The 23948-nt window shown below is 63.6% G+C and carries 22 protein-coding genes; 7 read left to right on the forward strand and 15 right to left on the reverse strand.

Translation table 11 applies throughout. The features are described from left to right. Positions 1-8 precede the first annotated feature (8 nt). Both ASD63_RS21025 and ASD63_RS21030 read right to left on the reverse strand, forming a co-directional pair. On the reverse strand, positions 9-1721 hold the full coding sequence (locus ASD63_RS21025) for an MFS transporter (protein ID WP_082572951.1): 1713 nt from the start codon (positions 1719-1721) through the stop codon (positions 9-11). Between the two features lie 5 nt (positions 1722-1726). Continuing rightward, on the reverse strand, positions 1727-2170 hold the full coding sequence (locus ASD63_RS21030) for a MarR family transcriptional regulator (RefSeq protein ID WP_034803983.1): 444 nt from the start codon (positions 2168-2170) through the stop codon (positions 1727-1729). 332 nt (positions 2171-2502) lie between these two features. Between ASD63_RS21030 and ASD63_RS21035 the strand changes: the two genes are divergently transcribed. Continuing rightward, positions 2503-4005 (forward strand): replicative DNA helicase, encoded by a 1503-nt coding sequence (locus tag ASD63_RS21035; protein WP_043611355.1) that lies wholly within the window; start codon positions 2503-2505, stop codon positions 4003-4005. A gap of 117 nt (positions 4006-4122) precedes the next feature. Here the strand turns inward: ASD63_RS21035 and ASD63_RS21040 are convergent, their stop codons facing one another. The 3 genes from ASD63_RS21040 to ASD63_RS21050 all read right to left on the reverse strand — a co-directional run bounded on the left by ASD63_RS21040 (position 4123) and on the right by ASD63_RS21050 (position 6086). Then, entirely contained in the window at positions 4123-4422 is a 300-nt protein-coding gene (locus ASD63_RS21040) for an AzlD domain-containing protein (protein ID WP_034803985.1), read from the reverse strand. Then, a complete protein-coding gene (locus ASD63_RS21045; RefSeq protein WP_051659671.1) occupies positions 4419-5072 on the reverse strand; it encodes an AzlC family ABC transporter permease in 654 nt (217 codons plus the stop codon). The genes ASD63_RS21040 and ASD63_RS21045 overlap by 4 nt, the downstream gene beginning before the upstream one ends. A gap of 156 nt (positions 5073-5228) precedes the next feature. Next, positions 5229-6086: an AraC family transcriptional regulator gene (locus tag ASD63_RS21050; protein WP_034804294.1), complete on the reverse strand. Its 858-nt coding sequence runs from the start codon at positions 6084-6086 to the stop codon at positions 5229-5231. Between the two features lie 150 nt (positions 6087-6236). Between ASD63_RS21050 and alr the strand changes: the two genes are divergently transcribed. The 5 genes from alr to ASD63_RS21075 all read left to right on the forward strand — a co-directional run bounded on the left by alr (position 6237) and on the right by ASD63_RS21075 (position 12063). Next, positions 6237-7376, forward strand: coding sequence for an alanine racemase (gene alr / locus ASD63_RS21055; protein WP_034803986.1), 1140 nt, complete (start codon positions 6237-6239; stop codon positions 7374-7376). A 149-nt stretch (positions 7377-7525) separates the two neighbouring features. Next, positions 7526-8929 carry a DNA repair protein RadA gene (radA, locus tag ASD63_RS21060; RefSeq protein ID WP_034804296.1) on the forward strand — a complete coding sequence of 468 codons (1404 nt, stop codon included), beginning with the start codon at positions 7526-7528 and terminating at the stop codon, positions 8927-8929. A 124-nt stretch (positions 8930-9053) separates the two neighbouring features. Further along, positions 9054-9677 carry a CvpA family protein gene (locus tag ASD63_RS21065; protein ID WP_034803987.1) on the forward strand — a complete coding sequence of 208 codons (624 nt, stop codon included), beginning with the start codon at positions 9054-9056 and terminating at the stop codon, positions 9675-9677. A 145-nt stretch (positions 9678-9822) separates the two neighbouring features. Beyond that, positions 9823-11310: an amidophosphoribosyltransferase gene (gene purF, locus ASD63_RS21070; protein WP_034803990.1), complete on the forward strand. Its 1488-nt coding sequence runs from the start codon at positions 9823-9825 to the stop codon at positions 11308-11310. A gap of 12 nt (positions 11311-11322) precedes the next feature. Beyond that, positions 11323-12063: an SDR family NAD(P)-dependent oxidoreductase gene (locus tag ASD63_RS21075; protein WP_034803992.1), complete on the forward strand. Its 741-nt coding sequence runs from the start codon at positions 11323-11325 to the stop codon at positions 12061-12063. A gap of 107 nt (positions 12064-12170) precedes the next feature. On the opposite strand, the gene pssA is transcribed toward ASD63_RS21075, so the two are convergent. The 4 genes from pssA to ASD63_RS21095 all read right to left on the reverse strand — a co-directional run bounded on the left by pssA (position 12171) and on the right by ASD63_RS21095 (position 17789). After that, positions 12171-13046 carry a CDP-diacylglycerol--serine O-phosphatidyltransferase gene (gene pssA / locus ASD63_RS21080; RefSeq protein WP_051659665.1) on the reverse strand — a complete coding sequence of 292 codons (876 nt, stop codon included), beginning with the start codon at positions 13044-13046 and terminating at the stop codon, positions 12171-12173. 9 nt (positions 13047-13055) lie between these two features. Further along, positions 13056-13754 carry a phosphatidylserine decarboxylase gene (locus tag ASD63_RS21085; protein ID WP_060529820.1) on the reverse strand — a complete coding sequence of 233 codons (699 nt, stop codon included), beginning with the start codon at positions 13752-13754 and terminating at the stop codon, positions 13056-13058. 179 nt (positions 13755-13933) lie between these two features. Beyond that, positions 13934-15820: an ABC transporter ATP-binding protein/permease gene (locus ASD63_RS21090; RefSeq protein WP_034804301.1), complete on the reverse strand. Its 1887-nt coding sequence runs from the start codon at positions 15818-15820 to the stop codon at positions 13934-13936. 205 nt (positions 15821-16025) lie between these two features. After that, positions 16026-17789: a LysM peptidoglycan-binding domain-containing protein gene (locus tag ASD63_RS21095; protein WP_034804004.1), complete on the reverse strand. Its 1764-nt coding sequence runs from the start codon at positions 17787-17789 to the stop codon at positions 16026-16028. Between the two features lie 244 nt (positions 17790-18033). On the opposite strand from ASD63_RS21095, the gene ASD63_RS21100 reads away from it, so the two are divergent. After that, the gene (locus ASD63_RS21100; protein ID WP_034804006.1) at positions 18034-18654 is read left to right on the forward strand and encodes a TIGR00730 family Rossman fold protein; all 621 of its coding nucleotides are present in this window, start codon (positions 18034-18036) and stop codon (positions 18652-18654) included. 68 nt (positions 18655-18722) lie between these two features. Here ASD63_RS21100 and rarD read toward each other — a convergent pair whose 3' ends face one another. From rarD to ASD63_RS21130, 6 genes are all read right to left on the reverse strand, one after another. After that, entirely contained in the window at positions 18723-19655 is a 933-nt protein-coding gene (rarD, locus tag ASD63_RS21105) for an EamA family transporter RarD (RefSeq protein WP_034804008.1), read from the reverse strand. Positions 19656-19870: 215 nt separating this feature from the next. Then, positions 19871-21487, reverse strand: a complete 1617-nt coding sequence (gene cimA / locus ASD63_RS21110) for a citramalate synthase (protein WP_034804010.1) — start codon at positions 21485-21487, stop codon at positions 19871-19873. Positions 21488-21511: 24 nt separating this feature from the next. After that, on the reverse strand, positions 21512-22480 hold the full coding sequence (pip, locus tag ASD63_RS21115) for a prolyl aminopeptidase (RefSeq protein WP_034804012.1): 969 nt from the start codon (positions 22478-22480) through the stop codon (positions 21512-21514). A 2-nt stretch (positions 22481-22482) separates the two neighbouring features. Further along, entirely contained in the window at positions 22483-23004 is a 522-nt protein-coding gene (locus tag ASD63_RS21120; protein ID WP_034804013.1) for a GFA family protein, read from the reverse strand. Then, entirely contained in the window at positions 22977-23453 is a 477-nt protein-coding gene (locus ASD63_RS21125; protein WP_034804014.1) for a GFA family protein, read from the reverse strand. The genes ASD63_RS21120 and ASD63_RS21125 overlap by 28 nt, the downstream gene beginning before the upstream one ends. Next, on the reverse strand, positions 23450-23941 hold the full coding sequence (locus tag ASD63_RS21130) for a GFA family protein (protein ID WP_034804016.1): 492 nt from the start codon (positions 23939-23941) through the stop codon (positions 23450-23452). Before ASD63_RS21130 ends, ASD63_RS21125 begins: the two co-directional genes overlap by 4 nt. Positions 23942-23948: the final 7 nt, after the last annotated feature.

Consider the following 23948-nt stretch of genomic DNA (forward strand, 5'->3'; position numbering starts at 1 on the left):
TCTGTCAATCAGGTGGCCGGCATCGGCGCAGGAGCGGACAATCTCTGCCTGAGCCAGTTGTGGGAGATGTGCAGCAGCAGCCCGGCGAGCGCGAAAAGCGCGACCGCCGAGGCAAGCAGGAAGGCGTCGTTGTAGGCGAGGATGTAAGCTTCGCGGGTCACCTGTTGTGACAACAACACGGTGCCCTCGCCGCCGAGCAGGGTCTTGTCGCCCATCACCTTGGCGTAGGCGGCGGAAAGCTGGTTGACGCGCTGGGCAACCAGAGGGTTCGAGAGCACGATCTGTTCCGCGAGAAGGTTGGAATGAAACTTTTCACGGATCGTGACGAAGGTACCGAAGGCGGCGGAGCCGATCAGGCTGCCGATGCTCTGGGTAAAGAGGAAGATCACGATGAAGCTGAGGATATAGCTCGGCCCCTTGGCGAGCGCCGCCTTGAAGCCGCGCGCCATGGCCGGCGGCAGGAAGAGCGCCGTTCCGGACGCGATCATCGCCTGGCTCAGATACATCTGCTCCGGCCGTGTCAGGCTGGTCGCCTGGCTGTCCATGTAGGCGCCGGCCGCCAGGAGGCCGAGTGCCAGAATATGCACGCGCTCCGCATGTCCAGGATTCATCAGCGCGGCGCAAAGCAGACCGCCGCCGATGGCCGCAGCAAGGATGATCCAATAGAGGGTTGCGACCTGCTCGAACTGGAGACCGAGCTGCTGGTAGAAGTTCGCAGCAACAGTCGATTGTTCGGAGGCGACCAGCCGGAAAATCAAGAGAACGGCGGCAAAGTGCACGATCTCCTTTGAAGCGATCCAGCGCACGTCGATCAACGGCACCGGGCGATAAAGCTCGATCAGCACCGCGGTCGTCAGCGTCGCTATCGAGACGACCAGCAGGACGCCGAGCCAAGGAGCCTCGAACCACCAGTAGAGGCGCCCCATGGTCAGGACCACGGCGAGGCAGCCGAAGGCGACGGCGACGAGGAGGTAACTCAGGATATCCATGCGCTGGATAACCTTGGCATGCGGGACCGGCGTCAGCGGCAGCAGGTAGATGATCGGCAGCGCGATCAGCGCCAGCGCCATTTCCAGCGTGTAGAGCGCATGCCACTGGCCATATTCGATCAAGGTCGGCGAGATCAGGCGGGTGACCGGCGCGGAAATCGTCGTGCAGGTGAGCGCCAGCGCCAGCCCGACGGTCAGTTTGCGCGCCGGCGGAAAGGCTTCGAGCATGTAGAGGAAGCCGAGCGTCGACATCGGTGCGGCGGCAATGCCGCTGATGAAGCGCACGACGATCGCCGAATGCAGATCGGAAACGAAGACGTTCATCAACGAGACGACGACGAAACCGGCGATGCTGATTTCGGCAAAACGGCGCAGCCCGTATTGGGCGCGGATCTTCACCAGCGCGATCGACAGGCTGACATTCGGCGCCATGTAGGCCGCCGAGAGCCAGCCGGCTTCGATGGAGGTCGCCGAAAGCGAGCCCTGGACCTGCGTAAGGTTGGCGAGCGCCAGGTTCATGCCGAGCCCCTGCGTCAGGAACAGGAGCACGGAGCCCAGGACATAGACCGCCGAAAGCAACAGACCTTTCTCGACGGGGGCCGGCACGGGGGTTGGCGCCGGTTCCGGCGCAATAACGGTTTCTCCGTGTTGGTCCTCGTCGACGGCCTCCGCGGCCTCAAGCTCGGAGGCAAGGCGATTGTCGTTTGCGGCGGCCGTCGCGACTGCGCCCATCGCCGTCACTCCCGCGCCAGCGACTGAACATTGTCGGCGATCGCACGAACCACCCGCTTTGTCACGGCAAGCTCGGCTGCGTCGATGCCTTGCAGCACTTCGGCCCGGATTTCGTCGGCAAGCCTGAGGATCTCGTCGGCAACGGTGCGGCCGAGTTCGGTCATATGGATCTGCTTGGCGCGTCGGTCGGAGACCTCGACCCGCCGCTCGATGAAGCCCTGCTTCTCCATGCCGTCGAGCAGGCGCACCAGTGTCGGGGTCTCGATGTCGAGTTCGTCGGCGAGCTCCCGCTGGTTCAGGCCATCCTTCTTCGTCAAGGCGAAGAGCGCGCGGGCACGCGACAGCGTCAGCCCCTTCTCCTTCACCCGCGCATCGAACACGGCGCGCAGCTTGCGATTGAGCAGCGACAGGGCATCGAACAGTTCGCGGTTCACGGTGGGTTGATACATTGGTATCTTTTCCATATTACTAGCATGCTAATTATTCTGCCTCTATCTAATCCAAATGCGGTGGATTTTCAAGATGCGGATTTGAGGCAGAGGAGGACGGCGCTACACTTCGTTTCGTCGGGAAGGTTCGGGTGATTCGCGGCGTCAACGACCAAATTTGTGACGACGGCATAATCCGCACATTTGCGAGCCCCCGCCTGTGGATCAGTCGAACAACGGGAACAGCGCCGGGCGCGGTGACGTCGCTTCGCGACTGTGTCCCTCGTGCACTTGACCCGGCCCGCGCTAAAACGCAAACCGGTGCCACACCAGACAGAGGCAGAGATAAACGAATGAACGAAGCGTCGCGAAAGCTATCCCCTATCGGCAAGGATCAGGCGGACCAGCACTACCGCGAGGCCCCGAACAACCTCGAGGCCGAGCAGGCGCTGCTTGGCGCGATCCTCGTCAACAACGACGCGTACTACCGCGTGTCGGACTTCCTGAAGCCGGTGCATCTGCACGAGCCGCTGCACCGCAAGATCTACGAAGTCGCCGGCGACATCATCCGCATGGGCAAGATGGCGAACCCGGTCACCATCAAGACCTTCCTCAAGGCCGACGAGAAGGTCGGCGACGTGACCGTCGCGACCTATCTTGCGCGCCTTGCCGGCGCTGCCGTCTCGATCATCAACGCCGAAGACTATGGCCGGGCGATCTATGACCTGGCGCTGCGCCGTTCGCTGATCACCATCGGCGAGGACATGGTCAACATCGCCTATGACGCGCCGCTCGACATGCCTCCGCAGGGCCAGATCGAAGACGCCGAGCGCCGTCTGTTCGAACTTGCCGAGACCGGTCGATACGACGGCGGTTTCCAGTCGTTTAACGACGCCGTGGCGCTCGCCATCGACATGGCCGGCCAGGCCTTCGAGCGCGACGGCAGCCTTTCGGGCATTTCAACCGGCATCCTGTCGCTTGATGGCCGGATGGGCGGCCTGCAGCGTTCCGACTTGATCGTGCTTGCCGGACGCCCCGGCATGGGCAAGACCTCGCTTGCCACCAACATCGCCTACAACATTGCTGCGGCCTACGAGCCGGAAGTCCAGGCTGACGGCTCGTTCAAGGCCAAGAACGGCGGCGTCGTCGGCTTCTACTCGCTCGAAATGTCGTCCGAACAGCTCGCCACCCGTATCATCTCCGAGCAGACCGAAGTCTCCTCCTCGAAGATCCGCCGCGGTGACATCTCCGAGGCCGACTTCGAAAAGCTCGTCGCCTGCTCGCAGATGATGCAGAAGGTGCCGCTCTATATCGACCAGACCGGTGGTATCTCGATCGCCCAGCTTTCCGCCCGCGCGCGGCGCCTGAAGCGCCAGCGCGGCCTCGACTGCCTCGTGGTGGACTACATCCAGCTCATGACCGGCTCGGGCAAATCCAGCGACAACCGCGTGCAGGAAATCACCCAGATCACCACCGGCCTCAAGGCGCTCGGCAAGGAACTGAACGTTCCGATCATCGCGCTCTCGCAGCTCTCCCGTGGCGTCGAAAGCCGCGAAGACAAGCGGCCGCAGCTGTCCGACCTTCGTGAATCGGGCTCGATCGAGCAGGACGCCGACGTCGTGCTCTTCGTGTTCCGTGAGGAATACTACGTGAAGAACCTGGAGCCGCGCGACGAGTTCGACCCGAAGTACGAAGAATGGAAGATGAAGATGGAGCAGGTGAAGGGCACGGCCGACGTGATCATCGCCAAGCAGCGTCACGGACCGACCGGTACCGTGAAACTCGCCTTCCAGTCGGAATTCACGCGCTTCACCGATCTCGCCGATCCATCCTTCACCCAGTACGAAGAACACTAGGGTTCCGTGGGGGCGGCCGGAGCGGGCTGGGAAAAATGTTTGCGGTTTCCCAGCCCGCTCTCAATCTCAAATGGCACGTGCCTTTTGGCTGAAGCGCGCCGCGCCAGCACAAACCTCTCAGAACACGAGGCGCAGCAGCGCTACCGAGACGACACCGACGGCGACCGATACCAGGAGCGGCAGCCGCATGGCGGCCACGGCCGTCGCGGCAGCGGCGATCGTTTCCGCCGGGCCGGTCACGAAGGCCGTCGGCGCGATAACCGCCATCAGCACGGCCGGCGGTATCGCCTCCAGTGCGCGCTTCTGGCTTTCCCCGATCGTCACATACCGGATCAGCACGAGACCGCCGATGCGGGTCGCGATCGTCGCAACCGCCATGGCGACGATGGCAAGCAGTGTATTTGGATCGACGGTCATGCATGGGCCTCCTTGCGTGCACCGGAGAGAAGCGCGACCACGACCCCGGCCGCAGCCCCGGCAGCGATGTACCAGACACCTGGCAGCAACTGATGCGTGAGCACGGCAGCACAAGCGCTAGCCGCCAGAACGGCACCCGTCTCCCGTCCTTTCCAGAACCCCATGACCAGCACGATGAAGACGGCGGGGAACGCAAAGTCGAGGCCGGTAACCTTCGGATCGCCCAGGAAGGCCCCAAGCAACGCGCCCGCAAGACTCGTCAGCACCCAAAGGCAGTAGAAAGGCACCGCAAGGCCCGCATACCAGGCAGGCGTCAGCTTGCCGTTGCTCGCCCGCATCTCGGCCATGGCCCAGATCTCGTCGGCCAGAAGCAGCATCGAGGCATAGCGCGCCGGGCCGGAGAAACTATCGAGCTTGCCGCCGATCGAAGCGCTCATCAGCACATGGCGGATGTTGACGAGCAGCGCCGAAAAGCCAAGCGCCGCCCAGGACGCCGGATGCGTCCAGATATCCATCGCGACGAACTGGGACCCGCCGGCAAAGACCAGCGCGCTCATCAGCGTCACCTCGGCCGGCGCAAGTCCCTTGCTCGCCGCCACCGCACCGAACACGAGGCCGACCGGCATGACCGCGACGATCAGCGGCGTCATGGCGACCGCCGCGGCCCGAAATTCCTGGAACGCACTTCTTTCCTGCAACGTCCACGTCTCCATTCGCGCGATGCGCCGCCCTTCCACACAGGCGCGCGATCGCAATTGCCCGAGTGTTCTAGGACTCGGGCTGCGGATCGTCTTGAACGAAAGTGATCAGCCGGCGCGGAAGGCCCCAGGGGTGACGCCGGTGCGCGCCTTGAAATGACGGCTGAAATGCGCCTGGTCGGCAAAACCGCATTGATAGGCTGCGTCCACCGCCGACCAGCCGTGCCGCAGCAACGTCTTTGCCGCCCGCACGCGCTTGTCGGTCAGGAACGCATGCGGGGTGATGTGGAACTCCTTGCGGAACGCGCGGATGAGGTGGGCGCGGCTGAGGCCGGCGACCTTCGCCAGTTCCTCGAGCCCGATGTCCTCGGCATAGTTTTCCGCCAGGAAGTCGCGCGCCCGGTGCACGGCCGATTGCTCGCGCGTTTCGATCGGCGTGATGATCGTGCTGCCGTGGCGCTCGAACATCGCGGCAAGCACCGCGAACATTTTTTCCTCCGCCTCGAGCGTCGCCCCCGACACTTCGAGCGTGCGGTGGGCCTGATGGAAGGAAAGAGCCAGGTCCGGCGCCTGCAAAACACGCTTGGAGAAGGATGGCGTGCCCTTGAAAGCGCGTCCGGTGACATCCTCGATGATGCTCACCAGCAGTTCGGCGCTCGGATAGACCATGCGATAGCGATAGCCGCTGCCGCCCGGATGACCGTCGTGAATTTCGTCGGGATTGATCAGATAAAAGTATCCGGGGCCGGCCTCCGAACGCTCGCCCTTGATCTTGCTGATCTGCGAGCCGGCCTCGATGGCGCCGATGCTGAAGGTTTCGTGCGCGTGCGGCGCAAATTCATGGGTGATGAAGGTCGCCGTCAGACATTCCATGCCCATGAAGCGGGAATCCCGCCAGAAGCGCGTGCGCTCGGCGCCCTCTATCGGCATGACATCGATGGCTTCTTCCTGCGAAATTGTCTGCATGGCAAAACCATAGTGCGCCTGCGCGGCTGCGTCTTGCACAAAAGTGCTCGTTTGCCTGGTCCATCCGCGAGGGCGCCGCGACAGGGGAATATTTGCGACGCTCTGCGCTTGGCTGTATTGATCCTGGATCATCCACGCAGAGTGCCCGGCATGCTTCCTCCAGACTTCCTTTCCGCTTCCAACCGGCTCACGATCGATCTTGGCGCGCTTGTCGACAACTGGCGGGCCATGAACAAGCGCTCCGGCAAGGCGCGTGCCGCAGCCGTGCTCAAGGCGGATGCCTATGGCATCGGCATCGCGCAGGCGGCCCCTGCCCTCTATGCGGCCGGCGCCCGCGATTTCTTTGTCGCCAATGCCGAGGAAGGCGCAGCACTCCGTCCGCTTGCACCGGACGGCCGGATCTACATTCTCGCCGGGATGTGGCCGGGCAACGAGGCGCTGTTCTTCGACAACGATCTGGTGCCGGTCATCAACTCGGACGAGCAGCTGGCCGTGTTCATGGCCGCCCTTTCCGAGCGTGGCGACCACCCTTGCGTGCTGCATGTGGATACCGGCATGAACCGGCTCGGCCTTACGGTCGAGCAGGCCGTTGCGCTTGCGACAGACCCGGCGCGGCCGGCAAGCTTTTCGCCGGTGCTGATCATGAGCCATCTCGTCAGCGCCGACGATCCGGACCATCGGCTGAATGGCCTTCAACTCCGTCGCTTCCATGAGGTGTCGACTGCCTATGAAGGGGTCGATGCGAGCCTTGCCAACTCCGGCGGCGTCTTCCTCGGGCCCGACTATCATTTCGACCTGACCCGGCCGGGCATCGCCGTCTATGGCGGCGAGGCGGTGAACGACATCCCCAACCCGATGAAGCCGGTGGTGACCGCCGAAGCACGGATCATCCAGGTGCGCGACGTGGCCGCCGGCGGCACCGCGAGCTATGGCGCCTCTGCCCGCTTCGACCGCGACAGTCGCATCGCCACGGTGGCTGTGGGATATGCCGATGGCTATCACCGTTCCGTGTCCGGCGGCGGCGTCACGCTCAGGCAGGCAACGCCATCAGGGGCCTTCGGTTTCCTGCACGGCCAGAAGGTCCCGCATGTCGGGCGCGTCACCATGGACCTCAGTCTCTTCGACGTCACGGACCTTCCTGAAAGCGCGGTACGACCGGGTGATTACATCGAGCTCTTCGGCCGGCACATCGCCATCGACGATGTCGCGCGCGCCGGAGGGACGATCGGCTACGAGATGCTGACCAGTCTCGGCCGCCGCTATATCAGGCACTATATCGACAGCGTCTGACGCGCTCCTTCAGCTCATTTTTCGGTTATTCTTGCAGAAATTCACCTTTTGTTCCGCACTTTGCGGCATTATGTGACGATACAGATGATTCTTTGCCGCCGACGTCCCCTCGCGACGTCGGCGGTCTCACATTCCGAAAGTCGATGCCGATGGCGAAAGCGCGTACCCAATTCATCTGCCAGAACTGCGGCACGATCCACACTCGCTGGGTGGGAAAATGCGAAGGCTGCGGCGAGTGGAACACGATCATCGAGGACGACCCGACGGCGGGCATCGGCGGCGGTCCGTCGCGCGCGCCGAAGAAGGGACGCCCGGTGGCGCTCACCACCCTCTCGGGCGAGATCGAAGACGCGCCACGCATCCAGACAGGCATCTCGGAACTCGACCGGGTGACCGGAGGCGGCTTCGTGCGCGGATCGGCGCTGCTCGTCGGCGGCGATCCCGGTATCGGCAAGTCGACGGTGCTGATGCAGGCAGCGGCAGCGCTCTCGCGCCGCAAGCATCGCGTCATCTATGTCTCGGGCGAAGAGGCTGTGGCGCAGGTGCGTCTTCGCGCCCAGCGGCTGGGGGCTGCCGACAGCGATGTGCTGCTCGCTGCTGAGACCAACGTCGAGGACATTCTGGCGACGCTGTCGGAAGGCAAGCGCCCGGATCTCGTGATCATCGATTCGATCCAGACGCTCTGGAGCGACATCGTCGATTCCGCGCCGGGCACAGTGACCCAGGTTCGCACCGGCGTGCAGGCGATGATCCGCTTTGCCAAGCAGACGGGAACCGCCGTCGTGCTCGTCGGCCATGTGACCAAGGAGGGCCAGATCGCCGGTCCGCGCGTCGTCGAGCATATGGTCGACGCCGTGCTCTATTTCGAAGGCGACCGCGGCCATCACTATCGTATCCTGCGCACCGTCAAGAACCGCTTCGGCCCGACCGACGAGATCGGCGTGTTCGAAATGTCGGACAAGGGCCTGCGCGAGGTCGCCAACCCGTCGGAACTGTTTCTCGGCGAACGCAACGAGAAATCGCCGGGCGCCGCCGTCTTTGCCGGCATGGAAGGCACCCGCCCGGTTCTCGTCGAAGTGCAGGCGCTGGTCGCCCCGACCTCGCTCGGCACGCCGAGACGCGCCATCGTCGGCTGGGATTCCGCACGGCTCTCGATGATCCTTGCCGTGCTGGAAGCCCATTGCGGCGTGCGGCTCGGCCAGCACGACGTCTATCTCAACATCGCCGGTGGCTACCGCATTTCCGAGCCGGCGGCCGATCTAGCTGTGGCTTCCGCACTGGTTTCATCGCTTGCCGGGCTTGCCCTTCCGGCGGATTGCGTCTATTTCGGCGAAGTCAGCTTGTCGGGTGCCATCCGGCCGGTTGCGCATACCGCACAACGCCTTAAGGAAGCCGAGAAGCTCGGGTTCTCCCAGGCGGTCCTGCCGTCCGCTTCGACCGAACTGCCGAAAAACGGCAATGGCCGCTGGAGCGAGATGGAAAGCCTGCCCGATCTGGTGGCGCGCATCGCGGGGTCGCGAAACGCGCTGAGACCGGTGGAGGACGAAGACTGAAAGATGCGGATGCCGCAGGCCGCCCTTTAAGGGCCGCAAACAGGCTGCAAATGCCCTGAACTCAGGGCCGATGGCGGATAGGCTTGAGGAGACCCGGACGAACCGGGTCCGGAGTAAGGACAAAATGCCCATTACAATTCTCGACGGTATCGTTCTCGGCGTCGCCCTGTTTTCCGCAATCCTGGCCATGGTTCGAGGCTTCTCGCGCGAGGTGCTTTCGGTCGCGAGCTGGGTGGGTGCGGCGGCTGCCGCCTACTTCCTCTACCCGCATCTCCTGCCCTATGCGAAGCAGTATACCAACAGCGACACGGTCGCGATGATCGGATCGGCGGCGGTGATCTTCCTGATCGCGCTGATCATCATCTCCTTCATCACCATGCGGATCGCCGATTTCATCATCGACAGCCGCATCGGCGCGCTCGACCGCACGCTCGGCTTCCTGTTCGGCGCTGCCCGCGGCATCCTTTTGGTCGTCGTCGCCATGCTGTTCTTCAACTGGCTCGTCGCTCCGCAGCAGCAGCCGACCTGGGTCACCCAGGCCAAGTCGAAGCCGCTGCTCGACAATCTCGGCAACAAGCTGATCGCGCTTTTGCCCGAAGAAGCTGACGCCACCATTCTCGATCGCCTGCGCGGCAAGGACACGACCGGCGAAGGCGAAGGCGAAGCGCCGGCAACGACGCCCGGCCAGGCACCTGCGACGACGCCGGACCAGGCGCCCGCCGACGACGCCCCGGCCACCAACGGCTGAGACAGGAACGATTTGCCGACAAAGCCCGCCCCGCGGGCTTTGTCCTTTTGGGGAATAACGCTTGCAGCCGTTTTCAGCTAAGATTGCTTGAAGACGGCGGGCCTGATCACGATATGCGCACCGGTACGGAGCAAAGGCGACTGTGATGACCGATAGATCCATCGAAATCCACGATGAACTCGAAGGCGACGAGCTGCACGAAGAGTGCGGCGTCTTCGGCATACTGGGGCACTCGGACGCCGCGGCGCTGACGGCGCTGGGCCTGCATGCGCTCCAGCATCGCGGCCAGGAAGCAGCCGGCATCGTCACCTTCGACGGCAAGCAGTTCTGCACTGAGAAGCGCATGGGCCTCGTCGGCGACCACTACACGGATCCGGCGACGCTGGCGAAACTGCCGGGCTTCATGTCGATCGGCCACACCCGCTACTCGACGACGGGCGAAGTGGCGCTGCGCAACGTGCAGCCGCTCTTTGCCGAACTCGAAGTCGGCGGCATTGCGGTCGCCCATAACGGCAATTTCACCAACGGCCTCACGCTTCGCCGGCAGCTGATCGCCGACGGCGCCATCTGTCAGTCGACGTCCGACACCGAAGTCGTGCTGCACCTGATCGCCCGTTCCAAGCAGGCGTCCTCTTCCGACCGCTTCATCGATGCCATCCGCCAGATGGAAGGCGGCTATTCGATGCTGGCGATGACGCGCACGAAGCTGATCGCCGCACGTGATCCGATCGGCATCCGTCCGCTCGTGATGGGCGAACTCGACGGCAAGCCGATCTTCTGCTCCGAGACCTGCGCACTCGACATCATCGGCGCGACCTATGTCCGCGACGTCGAGAACGGCGAAGTCATCATCTGCGAGATCCAGCCCGACGGTTCGATCACCATCGACGCGCGCAAGCCGGAGGTTTCGCAGCCCGAGCGTCTTTGCCTGTTCGAATATGTCTACTTCGCCCGGCCGGACTCGGTCGTCGGCGGCCGCAGCATCTATGTGTCGCGCAAGAACATGGGCATCAACCTCGCCAAGGAAGCGCCGGTCGAGGCCGACGTCGTGGTTCCGGTGCCGGACGGCGGCACGCCGGCCGCCCTCGGCTATGCCCAGCAGAGTGGCATCCCCTTCGAATACGGTATCATCCGCAACCATTATGTCGGCCGCACCTTCATCGAGCCGACGCAGCAGATCCGCGCCTTCGGCGTCAAGCTCAAGCATTCCGCCAATCGCGCGATGATCGAGGGCAAACGCATCATCCTCGTCGACGATTCGATCGTGCGCGGCACGACGTCGGTAAAGATCGTTCAGATGATGCGCGAGGCCGGTGCGCGCGAGGTGCATGTGCGCGTCGCGAGCCCGATGATCTTCCATCCGGACTTCTACGGCATCGACACGCCGGACCGCGACAAGCTGCTCGCCAACCAGCATGCGGACCTCGCCTCTATGTGCCGCTACATCGGCGCGGACTCGCTCGAGTTCCTGTCGATCGACGGTCTTTATGAGGCGGTCGGCGGCGAAAAGCGCGATCCGAAGTCGCCGCAGTTCACCGACCACTATTTCACCGGGGACTATCCGACCCGCCTTCTCGACCAGGAAGGCGCCAGCAATGTCCGCAAACTCTCGGTTCTCGCCAGCAACGGATAATCAGACAGAAAAATGACGATCGATCTCAAAGGCCGGGTGGCCGTGGTCACCGGCGCATCGCGCGGTATCGGCTATTTCACCGCTCTCGAACTGGCCAAGGCCGGTGCCCATGTGGTTGCCTGCGCCCGCACCGTCGGCGGTCTCGAAGAACTCGACGACGCGATCAAGGCTGCGGGCGGCTCGGCGACGCTGGTGCCCTTCGACCTTGCCGACATGCCGGCGATCGACAAGCTCGGTGGCGCGATCAACGAACGCTGGGGTAAGCTCGACATCCTCGTTGCCAATGCCGGCGTGCTTGGCACGATCTCGCCGATCGGGCATGTCGAGGCGAAGGTGTTCGACAAGGTGATGAACATCAACGTCAACGCCACCTGGCGGCTGATCCGTTCGCTCGAGCCGCTGCTGATCAAGTCGGATGCCGGCCGTGCGCTGATCCTGTCGTCGAGCGCTGCACACAAGTGCAAGCCCTTCTGGGGGCCCTACTCCGCTTCGAAGGCTGCCGTCGAGGCTCTGGCCCGTACCTGGGCCGGCGAGACGCAGCGCCTGCCGCTGCGCATCCTCTCGGTCGACCCCGGCGCCACCCGTACGGCGATGCGCGCTCAGGCGATGCCGGGCGAGGATCCGGAAACCGTGCCGCATCCTTCGGAAGTCGCAGCCAAGCTGCTGCCGCTGGTTGGCCCCAACCAGACCGAGACCGGCAAGCTCTACATCGTGCGCGAAGACAAGATTGTCGACTACCGGCTGCCGGAATAAGCTTCGTCACACCGCTCAAATGAGAAAGGCCACCGTGTCGTCACGGTGGCCTTTTCATTTTGGGCATTGCCGGTCGGAAAGCCATTCACGCCTCTCGCGGACTTGCGTTAGTCCTTGTCGCCCGGCAGGCCGTCGCCGCCGGTCGAAGGATGGGCAGGCCAATCGCCGCCATATTTGCGCTGCCAGGATCGCGCGCCGAAGGGCAGCGTGATCAGGTAGCCAAGCGCCGTCACCGCCATCGTTTCCCATGTGTAGGTCATCAGCGTCGCGACGTAAAAGACGACGCCGAGGATGGCCGGCAGAACGAGGTCGCGGCGCACGCGGCTGTTTTCCGACTTGCCGGACCAGACCGGCAGACGGCTGACGAGCAGGAAGGCGATCAGCACCGTGTAGGCGGATGCGATGAGCGCGAAGGTGCGTTCTGGCGCCAGGCCCAGGAGGCCGAGATAGACCGGCAACAGCACCAGCATGGCGCCCGCGGGCGCCGGCACGCCGACGAAATATTCCGACTGCCAGGACGCCTTGACCTGGCGCTCCGCCATCACGTTGAAGCGGGCGAGCCTCAGGCCCATCGCGATCGCGTAGATCAGTGCCGCGATCCAGCCGATCGAACGCGCCTGGTCGAGGATGAAGACATAGAGCACGAGGGCCGGCGCGACACCGAAGTTGATGATATCGGCGAGCGAATCCATCTGGCCGCCAAAGTTCGACGTCGCCTTCAGGGCGCGCGCGACACGGCCGTCGATGCCGTCGAGAAAGGCGGCGAGCAACACCATGGCAACGGCAAGCTCGATGCGGTTTTCAAAGGCGAGCCGGATACCCGAGAGGCCGGCGCAGATCGCGAGCACGGTGATCAGATTGGGGATCATCAACCGTAGCGGGATTTCGCGCAGCCGTGGGCCGCGTGCGGTATCGCTCGAGCCGCTGGCGTCCTCGGACGCCTGCCGCGTGTCGATCGGTTTTTCCTGTTCAGAGCCTTCCATAGACACTCCTTATGCGCGGCGGCTGTTGACCGGGCCCTTGGCCGAGCCAAACTCGGCGAGCACGGTTTCGCCCGCAACGGCAGTCTGCCCGACGCTGACGCGCGGCTCGGAGCCGGCCGGCAGGAACACGTCGAGACGCGAGCCGAAGCGGATCAGGCCGAAGCGTTCACCGGCCTCCAGCGAGCCGTTCTCGTACTTCCAGCACAGGATGCGGCGGGCAACGAGACCGGCGATCTGAACGACGCCGATGGCGCCGTGTTTTGTATCGATCACCAGACCGTTGCGCTCGTTCTCCTGGCTCGCCTTGTCGAGCTCGGCATTGACGAACTTGCCGGCGCGATAGGCGACGCGGGTGATGGTGCCGGCCATCGGCGCGCGGTTCACGTGGCAGTTGAACACATTCATGAAAACGGAGATGCGCAGCATCGGTTCCGAACCAAGGTTCAGTTCTTCCGGTGGCAGGACCGTCGCGATCGACGAGACGCGGCCGTCGGCCGGGCTGATCACCAGATCGTCGTCGAGCGGCGTCATGCGCTCGGGGTCGCGGAAGAAGTAAGCGCACCACGCGGTCAGCACGAAGCCGATCCACATCAACGGCTCCCACAGGAAGCCAAGCACCAGCGACACGACGAAGAAGATCGCAACAAAGCGGTAGCCTTCCTTGTGCACCGGGACAAGCGTGTTGCGGATCGTATTGACCAGGCTCATGAACTCTACTCCAGATTTTCCGTGGAACGTGATCGTTTTCTATAAGTTAGCGCGGGATGCGGACGGAAAACCGCAAACGCTTTTCCTGCCCCCCGCTCTAGCGCGAAATGTCCCGGCGGGCAACGTTGCCCGCCCGGTAGCGACAAAACGCGTCGCGCTCAGCAAAGAAAAAGACGCCATCAAACCGCCGGCTCGCCGCGGGTGACGATGCCGAGATCGTCGCTCTCGCGCACGCGCTTCAGTTGCTCTTCGGCCTGCGTCGCTTCGCGCTGGCGGCTCCACATCGAGGCATAGAGGCCGTCGCGATCGATCAGCTCGCCATGGGTGCCGCGCTCGGCGATGACGCCGTCCTTCAGCACGATGATCTCGTCGGCGTTGATGACGGTCGAGAGCCGGTGCGCGATGACAAGCGTCGTGCGGTTGCGCGAAACGACGTCGAGTGCCGACTGAATCTCCTGCTCCGTGCGCGTATCTAGTGCCGAGGTCGCCTCGTCGAGGATCAGGATCGGCGGCGCCTTGAGAATGGTGCGGGCGATCGCAACGCGCTGCTTCTCGCCGCCCGAAAGCTTCAGGCCCCGTTCGCCGACCATGGCCTGGAAGCCCTCCGGCAGCGTGCGGATGAACTCGGCGATCTGCGCGGCTTCGGCCGCCGCCTCGACTTCGGCTTCGCTCGCCGAAACGCGGCCATAGCGGATGTTGTAGGCGATGGTGTCGTTGAAGAGCACCGTGTCCTGCGGCACCATGCCTATCACCGAGCGCAGGCTCTTCTGCGTCACTGTGCGCACGTCCTGGCCATCGATGGTGATCGCCCCTTCCTGCACGTCGTAGAAGCGATAGAGCAGCCGCGAGAGCGTAGACTTGCCGGCACCGGAGGGGCCAACGACGGCGACCGTCTTGCCGGCGGGCACTTCGAAAGTGATGCCCTTCAGGATCGGACGCGCCGCGTCATAGGCGAAATGCACATCCTTGAAGGCGATGGCGCCCTTGCCGATGACAAGTTCGCTCGCATTCGGGCGATCCACCACTTCGGCGCGCACGTCGAGCAGGTCGAACATATGCTCGATGTCGGTGAGCCCCTGACGGATTTCGCGGTAGACGAAGCCGATGAAGTTGAGCGGGATCGCAAGCTGGATCAGCATGGCGTTGATGAAGACGAAGTCACCCAACGTCTGCTCGCCACGCTGCACGGCAAGCGCCGACATGATCATCATCACGGCCGTACCGGCGCCGAAGATCAACGCCTGGCCGAAGTTGAGCCAGCCGAGCGACGTCCAGACCTGGGTCGCCGCCGCCTCGTAGCGTTCCATCGACTTGTCGAAGCGACGGGCTTCCATCTCCTCGTTGCCGAAATACTTGACCGTCTCGAAGTTCAGCAGCGAGTCGATCGCCTTGGTGTTGGCGTCGGTGTCGCTGTCGTTCATCGAACGGCGGATGGCGATGCGCCAGTCGCTCGCGCGCACGGTGAACCAGATGTAGAGCCAGACGGTGACGGCGGTGACGAGGAGATAGCTGAAGCCGTAGCCCCACCAGAAGATCACTGCCGTCAGCAGGAATTCGATCAGGGTCGGAACGCTGTTGAGGATGGTGAATCGGACGATCGTTTCGATGCCCTTGGTGCCGCGCTCGATGACGCGAGAAAGCCCACCGGTGCGCCGCTCCAGATGGAAGCGCAGCGACAGCTGGTGCATGTGCACAAAGGTCTTGTAGGCCAGTTGCCGGACCGCGTGCTGACCGACGCTTGCAAACAGCGCATCGCGCAGCTGGTTCAAGCCGGCCTGCAAAAGACGCGCGAGGTTGTAGGCAAGCACCAGCATGACCGCGCCGGTCATGAACACGGGCAGAAAGCCCAGGACATCCGGCTTGCCGTTCAGCGCATCGGTTGCCCATTTGAAGGAATAGGGAACGAGGATCAGGACGACCTTGGCGATGATCAGAATGACCGTCGCCCAGATCACCCGAAGCTTGAGATCGGCCCTGTCCGATGGCCACATGTAGGGCCAGAGATTGGCGATCGTATGCAAGGGATTGCTGGTATCGGCCGAAACGGTTTTCTTCTGGGGTGCCACGTTCTGATCCGCTCTTACGTTTGCGCGCTTGGAGGCAGATTGTTGCGCATCCAAGCTCTGCGCCGAGCCTTCCCTGTAAACGAAGACCTGCGGCGCCGTCATCACCGTTCAATGAAAAGCGGCGCCCTGTCGAAGGCGCCGCCCTTGGTCTGGAGATAAGCATCCGTCGCAGCCGCCGCAATGTCGGCGGCCGCCGATCGGCTGCTTATTGCTCTTGTTTCATGTGCTTCTTGTGAATTTCCCGCGATTCGTCGTCCGGCAGCGCCTTGTCCGGCACGCCGAAGACCTGACCCGGGCGAATGCGGTCCGGATCCTCGATCTGGTCCTGGTTGGCGAGATAGATCGTGGTGTAGCGCAGGCCGGCGCCGTAGACGCGACGCGAGATCTGCCACAGCGTATCGCCGCGGCGGATGATCACCGAACTCTTGCTCTCCTTGAGCGGAGCCTGCTCGAGCGTCTGGGGCTGGTCGGGCGAGGCTGCAACGGCCGCGGTTTCGGTCGCCGACTGCGCCGGTGCAGCGTCGTTTACAACTGCGCTTCCAGCACCCATTGCCTTTGCCAGTTCGCCCGGAGCCGGGGCATTGTCCTTCGGCTGGGCCTTCTCGGGCGACGCCGGCGTGGCGCTGCCCTGCTCGGCAAGGACCGCACCAACCGTTTCATCAACCTTGGCAAGTGCCGTCGCCACGCTCGATGCGTCCTGAGGTGCAGCCTTCAGCGCCGCGAGCGCACTTGCGGAGGCCTTTGCGGCCCGCGTCGCGGAAGCGACGAGCGTCTGGTCGGAACTGTCGGCGAGGCGGAAATCGGCAAGCGACTTCAACGCGATCTCGGTCGCCGAACGGGCGGCGGCCAGTTGCTCGCCGTTCGGCACCTTGCCATTGGCATAGAGACCCTTCAGCAGCGCGAGCGCCTTTCCAGCTTCCGCACGCAGGCCATCGAGACCCGCGGTTGCGGACGGCGTGCCCGAAGGTGCCACGGCCGCGACCTGCGATCCGGCGGGCCGGTCGAAGGGAACCGAAGCGCGCATCACGACCTTGGTGCCATCCTCGTTCAGCATGTCGGCCCGAATGATGTGGCTGCCCACCGTCAACTCGATCTGGCCGTCGACGACGAAGTGGCCCTTGTCGTCGGCTTTCATTTCGCCGACGAGCCTGTCGTCGGCATAGACGCGAACCAAGGCGCCTGCCTTGGCGCTGCCGGCAACGAACATCTTGCTGCCTTCGATCTCGACGGCGCTCACCTGCAGGCCCGGCACGCCAGAAAGCTTGGCCGGCGCAGTAGCGGTATCGACCGCCTGCGGCGTTGCGGAAGCAACCTCGGCCGGCTTGGCGTCCACAGCCGCTGTCCCCTCCACCGTATCCGGCGTCGTGATCAGCCGGCTCGCCATGCCGGGCTTCGAGACCATGGCAAGCAGTTGACCGGACGGATCCTTGGGAACAGAAACGGTCGCGACCTCCTCGGAGCTCTTCACCGCACCGTTTTCGCCGGTGCTGCGCAGCGTGAGCTGATGGTCACCCGCCGGAAGCGGATCGTCGAAGACCGCGGCAAAGTCGCCGGTCGCGCCGACATCAGCGGTGCCGACCACCGTATCGCCGCTCAGGATCTCAAGCTTCGAATTCGGCTGGGCATGGCCGGCGATCACCGTCGAGCCATCGGGCTCCACGCGCAACACATCGAAACCGGGAATGGCGGGATCGGTTGCAGGCGCATTGGCGGCAGTCGCCGCGTCGGCCTTCGACTGTTCCTGCTGCGGCGCAGCATCCGTCTTTGCTGTCTCGGCAGAGGCGCCAGCCGCCTGCGGGCCACTGGTCGCAGGCGTCGCCTCGGTCGACTGTGTCGCGGTGCCTGCCGCCTGCTCCGCCGTTGGCTTCTGGCCGTCGTCGCGCAAGTTCGGTTGAATTACGAATACCATCAACGCTGTTGCTGCCACGAGGACAGAAATGGCCACCCAGCCGGCCTTATTTTTGATCATGCCACTCTCCACACGGAGCGGAGCAACGCTCCGCGCATGCCCTCTCATCGGCCTGCGGTGCGGGCTTGCGCCGTCATTATAGCGCAACAGCAAGCAACTCGTCCGATTTCTTCAATCAATCACTGAAATTGCTAGCGATTCGCGATTCGGCATACAAGCAGCCGAAGGCACGGCAACCCACAGAAAGCCGGGTTTCCCCTCATTTTTCTTGACCCATGCTGCGCTGCAATGTTTTTTGGGGGGCATGAGCACCGAGAACAGCACGATTCGATCCATCTGCGTCTATTGCGGGTCACAGCCGGGACGCGACAATGCCTACATGGAGGCCGGCCGCGCGCTCGGCCGCTCCATCGCCGATCACGGGCTTCGCCTGGTCTATGGCGGCGGCACACGCGGCATCATGGGAGCGGTCGCCAGCGGCGTGCTTTCCAACGGCGGCGAAGTCACCGGGATCATCCCTGAATTCCTGATGGACAAGGAAGCGACCCGCCATTCGCTCGGCCAACTGAACGAACTGATCGTCACGGCCGACATGCACGAGCGCAAGCACACGATGTTCGAACGCGCCGACGCCTTCGTGGCTCTGCCGGGCGGCATCGGCACGCTTGAAGAGATCGTCGAGATCATGACCTGGGCGCAGCTCGGCCGTCACCGCAAGCCGATGGTCTTCGGCAACATCAACAATTTCTGGAGGCCGATGATGGACCTCCTGCAGCACATGCGCGAAGAGGGCTTCGTCCACACGGCGCATCTGGTGCAGCCGCTCGTCGTCAACGATGCCGCCGACATCGTGCCGACCATCCTGGCGGCCGCCAACGGCGGCAACGGCCGCGACGGCGAAGCCGAGATCATCTCCAAGCTTTGAGAAACCTGTTCAGCCAACAAAAAAGGCGCGCCCCCGGCGCGCCTTTTTTGTTTCTATCGCAACCGACCTTATTCGGCCGGGCTTGCCTGCAGGGCGCGGCGCGCCCTGCTTTCAGCCAGCATCGCGCCGGTATAGATCACCAGCGCCGCCCAGATCAGGCCGAAGGCGATGAGCTTTGCCGTACCGAAGGGCTCATGGAAGACGAAGACGGCGATCACGAAAATCATCGTCGGCGCGATGTACTGCATGATGCCGATGGTCGAGAGGCGCAGGAGCTTGGCGCCATTGGCATAGATCATCAGCGGCACGGCCGTGACGATGCCGCAGGACAACAGCCACAGGACGTCGGCCATGCCGGTGTCACCGAAATGGCCCTGCCCCGTCGTCTCCAGCCAGATGATGTAGCCGATGGCCGGAACGCTCAGCAGCAGGACTTCCAGGAAGAAGCCCTGGTTGGGGCCAACCGGCAGGGTCTTGCGGAAGAAGGCGTAGAAACCCCAGGACAGGCAGAGGCCGATCGACACCCACGGCAGACCGCCGGCATCAAAGGCGAGCACGGCGACGGCGGAAGCAGCGAGCGCGATTGCGACCATCTGCGCCGGGTTCGGCCTCTCCTTCAAAAGCACGGCGCCGAGGAAGATCGAGAAGAGCGGATTGATGTAGTAGCCGAGCGCGGTTTCGATGGCGCGGCCCGCCCCGATTGCCCAGACATAGATGCCCCAGTTGATGGTGATGAGCACGGCAGTCAGTGCGGCCATGCACAGCATGCGCGGCGAGCGCAGTGCCGTCTTGATATCGTCGGTGCGCCCGAGCCAGAGCAGCACGAGACCTGCGAGCGGCACCGACCACACGATCCGGTGCGCCACCACTTCCGGCGCCGGGATATGGGCGACAGCCTTCATGAAGAACGGCAGGAAGCCCCAAAGCAGATAGGCGGTCAGCGCGAAGGCAAAGCCTTGTGCGGAATCGGTATTTTCGGCGGGTGCTTTCGGCTCGGCCATATCATCTTTTCCTGGTGTTTTGCCGGAGAGCCCTGGCGGCAACGGCCGCTCACCGGTCAGAAGGGAGGGCACAGCCAGTCGGCCGGCACGATCTCCCATTGGTGCGTCCTACCCCAATGGCCGGTGATGCACCAATTCATTTCCGTGAAGGGAGAATGAGTTTTGCTCACCCTCCCCCGGCCAGTTCATCAGCGTTACCGGGCCGATCGCCGAAATTACTCGGCGGCGATCAGCCCGACGTGGTCGCGGTTCTTGAGCAGCTTGAAGACGATGCTGTCCATCAGCGCCTGGAAAGACGCATCGATGATGTTGTCGGAGACCCCCACGGTCCACCAGCGTGCGCCCGTGCCATCGGTCGATTCGATCAGAACGCGGGTGATCGCCTCGGTCCCGCCATTGAGGATACGGACCTTGTAGTCCGCGAGCTCCAGGTCTTCGATTTCCGACTGGTACTTGCCGAGATCCTTGCGCAGCGCCAGGTCGAGCGCGTTGACCGGGCCGTGGCCTTCGGCGACCGACATCATCGTCTCGCCGTCGACGACCACCTTCACCACCGCTTCCGACACCGTCTTCAGATGGCCGTTGGCGTCGAAGCGGCGCTCGACCATCACCCGGAAGCTTTCCACGTGGAAGAAATCCGGCACCGTGCCGAGAATGCGGCTGGCGAGCAGCGCGAAGCTCGCATCCGCCCCTTCATAGGCATAGCCGGTCGCTTCGCGTTCCTTGACGATGGCGATCAGCTTGTCGAGCTTCGGGTCGTCCTTGCTGACGACGATGCCGCGGCGCTTCAGCGCGTTGATGAAATTGGCCTTGCCGCCCTGGTCGGACACCATGACCTTGCGCAGGTTGCCGATGCTTTCCGGCGCCACGTGCTCATAGGTGCGCGGATCCTTGAGCAATGCCGAAGCGTGGATGCCGGCCTTGGTTGCAAAGGCCGACGCGCCCACGTAAGGCGCCTGCTGGTCTGGCGAGCGGTTCAACAGCTCGTCGAAGGAATGGGCGAGCTTCGTCAGCTCCAGCAAGCGGTCGGCATCGATCGCCGTTTCGAAGCGGCTGGAATAGGCCTCTTTCAAAGCAAGCGTCGGGATCAGCGTGACGAGATTGGCGTTTCCGCAGCGTTCGCCAATGCCGTTCAGCGTGCCCTGGATCTGGCGTACGCCGGCCTCGACCGCCGCAAGCGAATTGGCGACCGCCTGGCCGGTATCGTTATGGGCGTGGATGCCGAGATTGGCGCCGGGCACGCCGGCAGCGATCACGGCCGCAACGATCTCGCGCACCTCCGGAGGCTGCGTGCCGCCATTGGTGTCGCAGAGGACCACCCAGCGCGCGCCGGCGTCAAAGGCCGTCTTCGCGCAGGCGAGCGCATAGGCGGGGTTGGCCTTGTAGCCATCGAAGAAATGCTCGCAATCGACCATCGCCTCGCGACCGGAGGCGACCACCGCCTCGACCGAGGCCCGGATGTTGTCGAGGTTTTCCTCGTTGGTGCAGCCGAGCGCCACTTCGACGTGATAGTCCCAGCTCTTGGCGACAAGACAGATGGCGTCGCTCTTGGCCGCGAGCAGCGCCGCGAGGCCCGGATCGTTCGACGCGGAAACCCCGGCGCGCTTGGTCATGCCGAAGGCGACGAAGGTGGCCTTCTGGGTACGCTTGCGCCCGAAGAATTCCGTGTCGGTCGGGTTCGCGCCGGGATAGCCGCCTTCGATATAGTCCATGCCGAACTGATCGAGCAGGCCGGCAATCGCAATCTTGTCCTCGACGGAAAAGTCGATGCCGGGCGTCTGTTGCCCGTCTCTCAGCGTCGTGTCGAAGAGGTAGATGCGTTCCCTGGTCATGGCTCTCGTCCAAATATGCTCGGTTTACTTTTGCTCGGTCTTGCCTGCGAACTGGTCCGTGGCGCGGATCAGCCGGTCGAGGATGCCCGGCTCGGAATAGGCATGGCCTGCTCCCTCGACCAGATGCAGCTCTGATCCCGGCCAGGCCTTGTGCAGCTGCCAGGCGTACTTCGCCGGGCACGGCATGTCGTACCGCCCGTGGATGATGACGCCGGGAATGCCGTGCAGCCGGTGGGCGTCGCGCAGCAATTGGCCCTCTTCCATCCAGCCGGCATTGACGAAGAAGTGGTTCTCGATCCGCGCGAAGGCGTCAGCATAATCGTCGTCGGCGAAGGGCTCGCTGGTTGCGAGCTCCGGCAACAGCGTGATCGTCTCACCTTCCCAGATGCTCCAGGCCTTGGCGGCCGCAAGGCGTGTCGCCTTGTCCTCGCTCATCAGGCGGCGATGATAGGCGTGCATCATCTCGTGGCGCTCGTTCTCGGGAATGGGCGCGATGAAACGCTCCCACTTGTCCGGGAACATCTCCGAGACGCCGAACTGGTAGTACCAGTCGAGCTCGGCCTTGGTCAGCGTGTAGATGCCACGCAGCACCAGTTCGGAAACCCGTTCCGGGTGCTTCTCGGCATAGGCAAGCCCCAGCGTCGATCCCCAGGAACCGCCGAAGACCAGCCACTTGTCGGCGCCGGCCATCTCGCGCAGCCGCTCGATATCGGCGACGAGATGCCAGGTGGTGTTGGCTTCGATCCTGGCATTCGGCGTCGACTTACCGCAGCCGCGCTGGTCGAACAGCGTTACGTCGTAGAGCGTCGGATCGAACAGGCGGCGGTGGTTCGGCGAGATCGTGCCGCCTGGCCCGCCATGCAGGAAGACGGCAGGCTTAGCGCCCGGCGTGCCGGCCTTTTCCCAATAGATGGTGTGACCGTCGCCGACCTCGAGGTGGCCCGACGCATAGGGTTCGATTTCCGGATAAAGCGTACGCAGAACAGTCGTCATTTTCAGTCTTTCGTGAGCGGCCAGTGCACGGTGTCGTAGTCGGGATGCTGGCGGTTGGTTTCGAGAACGATCAGATGGCGGGTCGCCGAGACCTCGCTACCGTCATCCGTCTCCCTTGGTGGCAAGCCCGCGAGCCGTGAGAACCATATGACGCGGGATTCGACGCCGGACTGGTAAACGGGCTGTACGTCATCGGGGTCGTCGAGCGAGCCGAGCGCGATGTTGATGAAGTTCTCGTCGGGCATATCGTAGAACAGCGGCGTGCCGCAATCGCTGCAAAAACCGCGGCGCACCAGATGCGACGAGCGGAACCAGGACGGCTGGCCCCGGGTAATATCGAACGTGTCTCGGGACGCATTGGCGAGTGGCATGAAATAGTTCCCGGTCGCCTTCTGGCACATGCGGCAATGACAGATATGCGGGTCCGCAAGCACGCCCTCGGCGCGGTAGCGCACGGCGCCGCATTGGCATCCGCCCGTATAGATGCGCGCGATGGTCACCGGAATGCTCCCGAGGGATGCCATTGATCGGTCTCGTGGTCGGGATGCTGGAACGAGATGATGCTTTCCTGCCTGGCGTAAAAATCCTGATCCTCAAGCACCGGCTGCTCGAAGATCGTATCGACCCAGGGCAGCCGCGAGGCGTGATTGACCTGGATTTTCGGCGCCAGATCGGTGCGATCGTCAAAGGTGCCGATGGCGATCTCAAGGCCACCCGGATGCCGATAGGTCATCGGCGTTCCGCATTTCGGGCAAAAGCCACGGTCGATGTTGACCGAGGACTGGAAATAGCTCGGTTCGTCCCGCACCCATTCGACGCCATCCTTCGGCGCCGTCACCAGCGCCGAGAAGAACGAGCCGAACTGTTTCTGGCACATGCGGCAATGACAGATCGACGCGCGTCCGAGTTCACCCTTGATCCGGAAGCGGACCGCGCCGCATTGGCATCCACCTGTTCGAACGTTTTCGGTCATCGCTTCTCCTCCGGGGGCCAGGTCTCGGTGTCGTGGTCGGGATGCTGATAGGAAACGAGATTGGTCAGGAACTCGATTGCGTCCGGATCTTCCAGCGTATGAACGCCAGGCAGATCGGCAACGTGATCGACATAGGGCAGCTTACCCTCGACTCCCCATTGGATGGTCGGCACGATGCCTTGCGGCTCGTCGAAGGCAGCGATCGCCAGCGCCATGCCATCCGGTGCCTCGTAGGTCAGCGGCGTGCCGCAATCGGCGCAGAAGCCGCGTCGCGCGGCGTTTGACGACTGGAAGCGCTTGGGCTCTCCGCGGGTCCAGGTCACATGCGCGCCGCGAACCGAAACCAAGGGCATGTAGAAATTGCCGCTCGCCTTCTGGCACATGCGGCAATGACAGACGGATGCGTCACCGAGCTTGCCCTCGACGCGGAAACGGACCGCGCCGCATTGGCAGCCGCCGGCATAATGGGGCCTGTTGTCGAGACTCATCGCAACT

The sequence above is a fragment of the Ensifer sp. Root558 genome, from assembly GCF_001427045.1.
GTDB classification, from domain to species: Bacteria; Pseudomonadota; Alphaproteobacteria; order Rhizobiales; family Rhizobiaceae; genus Ensifer; species Ensifer adhaerens.

What these genes read in the sequence shown, in the direction of transcription:
- ASD63_RS21025 (WP_082572951.1), bottom strand. Translation starts at nt 1,721, where the DNA reads ATGGGCGCAGTCGCGACGGCCGCCGCAAACGACAATCGCCTTGCCTCC.
- ASD63_RS21030 (WP_034803983.1), bottom strand. Translation starts at nt 2,170, where the DNA reads ATGTATCAACCCACCGTGAACCGCGAACTGTTCGATGCCCTGTCGCTG.
- ASD63_RS21035 (WP_043611355.1), top strand. Translation starts at nt 2,503, where the DNA reads ATGAACGAAGCGTCGCGAAAGCTATCCCCTATCGGCAAGGATCAGGCG.
- ASD63_RS21040 (WP_034803985.1), bottom strand. Translation starts at nt 4,422, where the DNA reads ATGACCGTCGATCCAAATACACTGCTTGCCATCGTCGCCATGGCGGTT.
- ASD63_RS21045 (WP_051659671.1), bottom strand. Translation starts at nt 5,072, where the DNA reads ATGACGCCGCTGATCGTCGCGGTCATGCCGGTCGGCCTCGTGTTCGGT.
- ASD63_RS21050 (WP_034804294.1), bottom strand. Translation starts at nt 6,086, where the DNA reads ATGCAGACAATTTCGCAGGAAGAAGCCATCGATGTCATGCCGATAGAG.
- alr (WP_034803986.1), top strand. Translation starts at nt 6,237, where the DNA reads ATGCTTCCTCCAGACTTCCTTTCCGCTTCCAACCGGCTCACGATCGAT.
- radA (WP_034804296.1), top strand. Translation starts at nt 7,526, where the DNA reads ATGGCGAAAGCGCGTACCCAATTCATCTGCCAGAACTGCGGCACGATC.
- ASD63_RS21065 (WP_034803987.1), top strand. Translation starts at nt 9,054, where the DNA reads ATGCCCATTACAATTCTCGACGGTATCGTTCTCGGCGTCGCCCTGTTT.
- purF (WP_034803990.1), top strand. Translation starts at nt 9,823, where the DNA reads ATGACCGATAGATCCATCGAAATCCACGATGAACTCGAAGGCGACGAG.
- ASD63_RS21075 (WP_034803992.1), top strand. Translation starts at nt 11,323, where the DNA reads ATGACGATCGATCTCAAAGGCCGGGTGGCCGTGGTCACCGGCGCATCG.
- pssA (WP_051659665.1), bottom strand. Translation starts at nt 13,046, where the DNA reads ATGGAAGGCTCTGAACAGGAAAAACCGATCGACACGCGGCAGGCGTCC.
- ASD63_RS21085 (WP_060529820.1), bottom strand. Translation starts at nt 13,754, where the DNA reads ATGAGCCTGGTCAATACGATCCGCAACACGCTTGTCCCGGTGCACAAG.
- ASD63_RS21095 (WP_034804004.1), bottom strand. Translation starts at nt 17,789, where the DNA reads ATGATCAAAAATAAGGCCGGCTGGGTGGCCATTTCTGTCCTCGTGGCA.
- ASD63_RS21100 (WP_034804006.1), top strand. Translation starts at nt 18,034, where the DNA reads ATGAGCACCGAGAACAGCACGATTCGATCCATCTGCGTCTATTGCGGG.
- rarD (WP_034804008.1), bottom strand. Translation starts at nt 19,655, where the DNA reads ATGGCCGAGCCGAAAGCACCCGCCGAAAATACCGATTCCGCACAAGGC.
- cimA (WP_034804010.1), bottom strand. Translation starts at nt 21,487, where the DNA reads ATGACCAGGGAACGCATCTACCTCTTCGACACGACGCTGAGAGACGGG.
- pip (WP_034804012.1), bottom strand. Translation starts at nt 22,480, where the DNA reads ATGACGACTGTTCTGCGTACGCTTTATCCGGAAATCGAACCCTATGCG.
- ASD63_RS21120 (WP_034804013.1), bottom strand. Translation starts at nt 23,004, where the DNA reads ATGGCATCCCTCGGGAGCATTCCGGTGACCATCGCGCGCATCTATACG.
- ASD63_RS21125 (WP_034804014.1), bottom strand. Translation starts at nt 23,453, where the DNA reads ATGACCGAAAACGTTCGAACAGGTGGATGCCAATGCGGCGCGGTCCGC.
- ASD63_RS21130 (WP_034804016.1), bottom strand. Translation starts at nt 23,941, where the DNA reads ATGAGTCTCGACAACAGGCCCCATTATGCCGGCGGCTGCCAATGCGGC.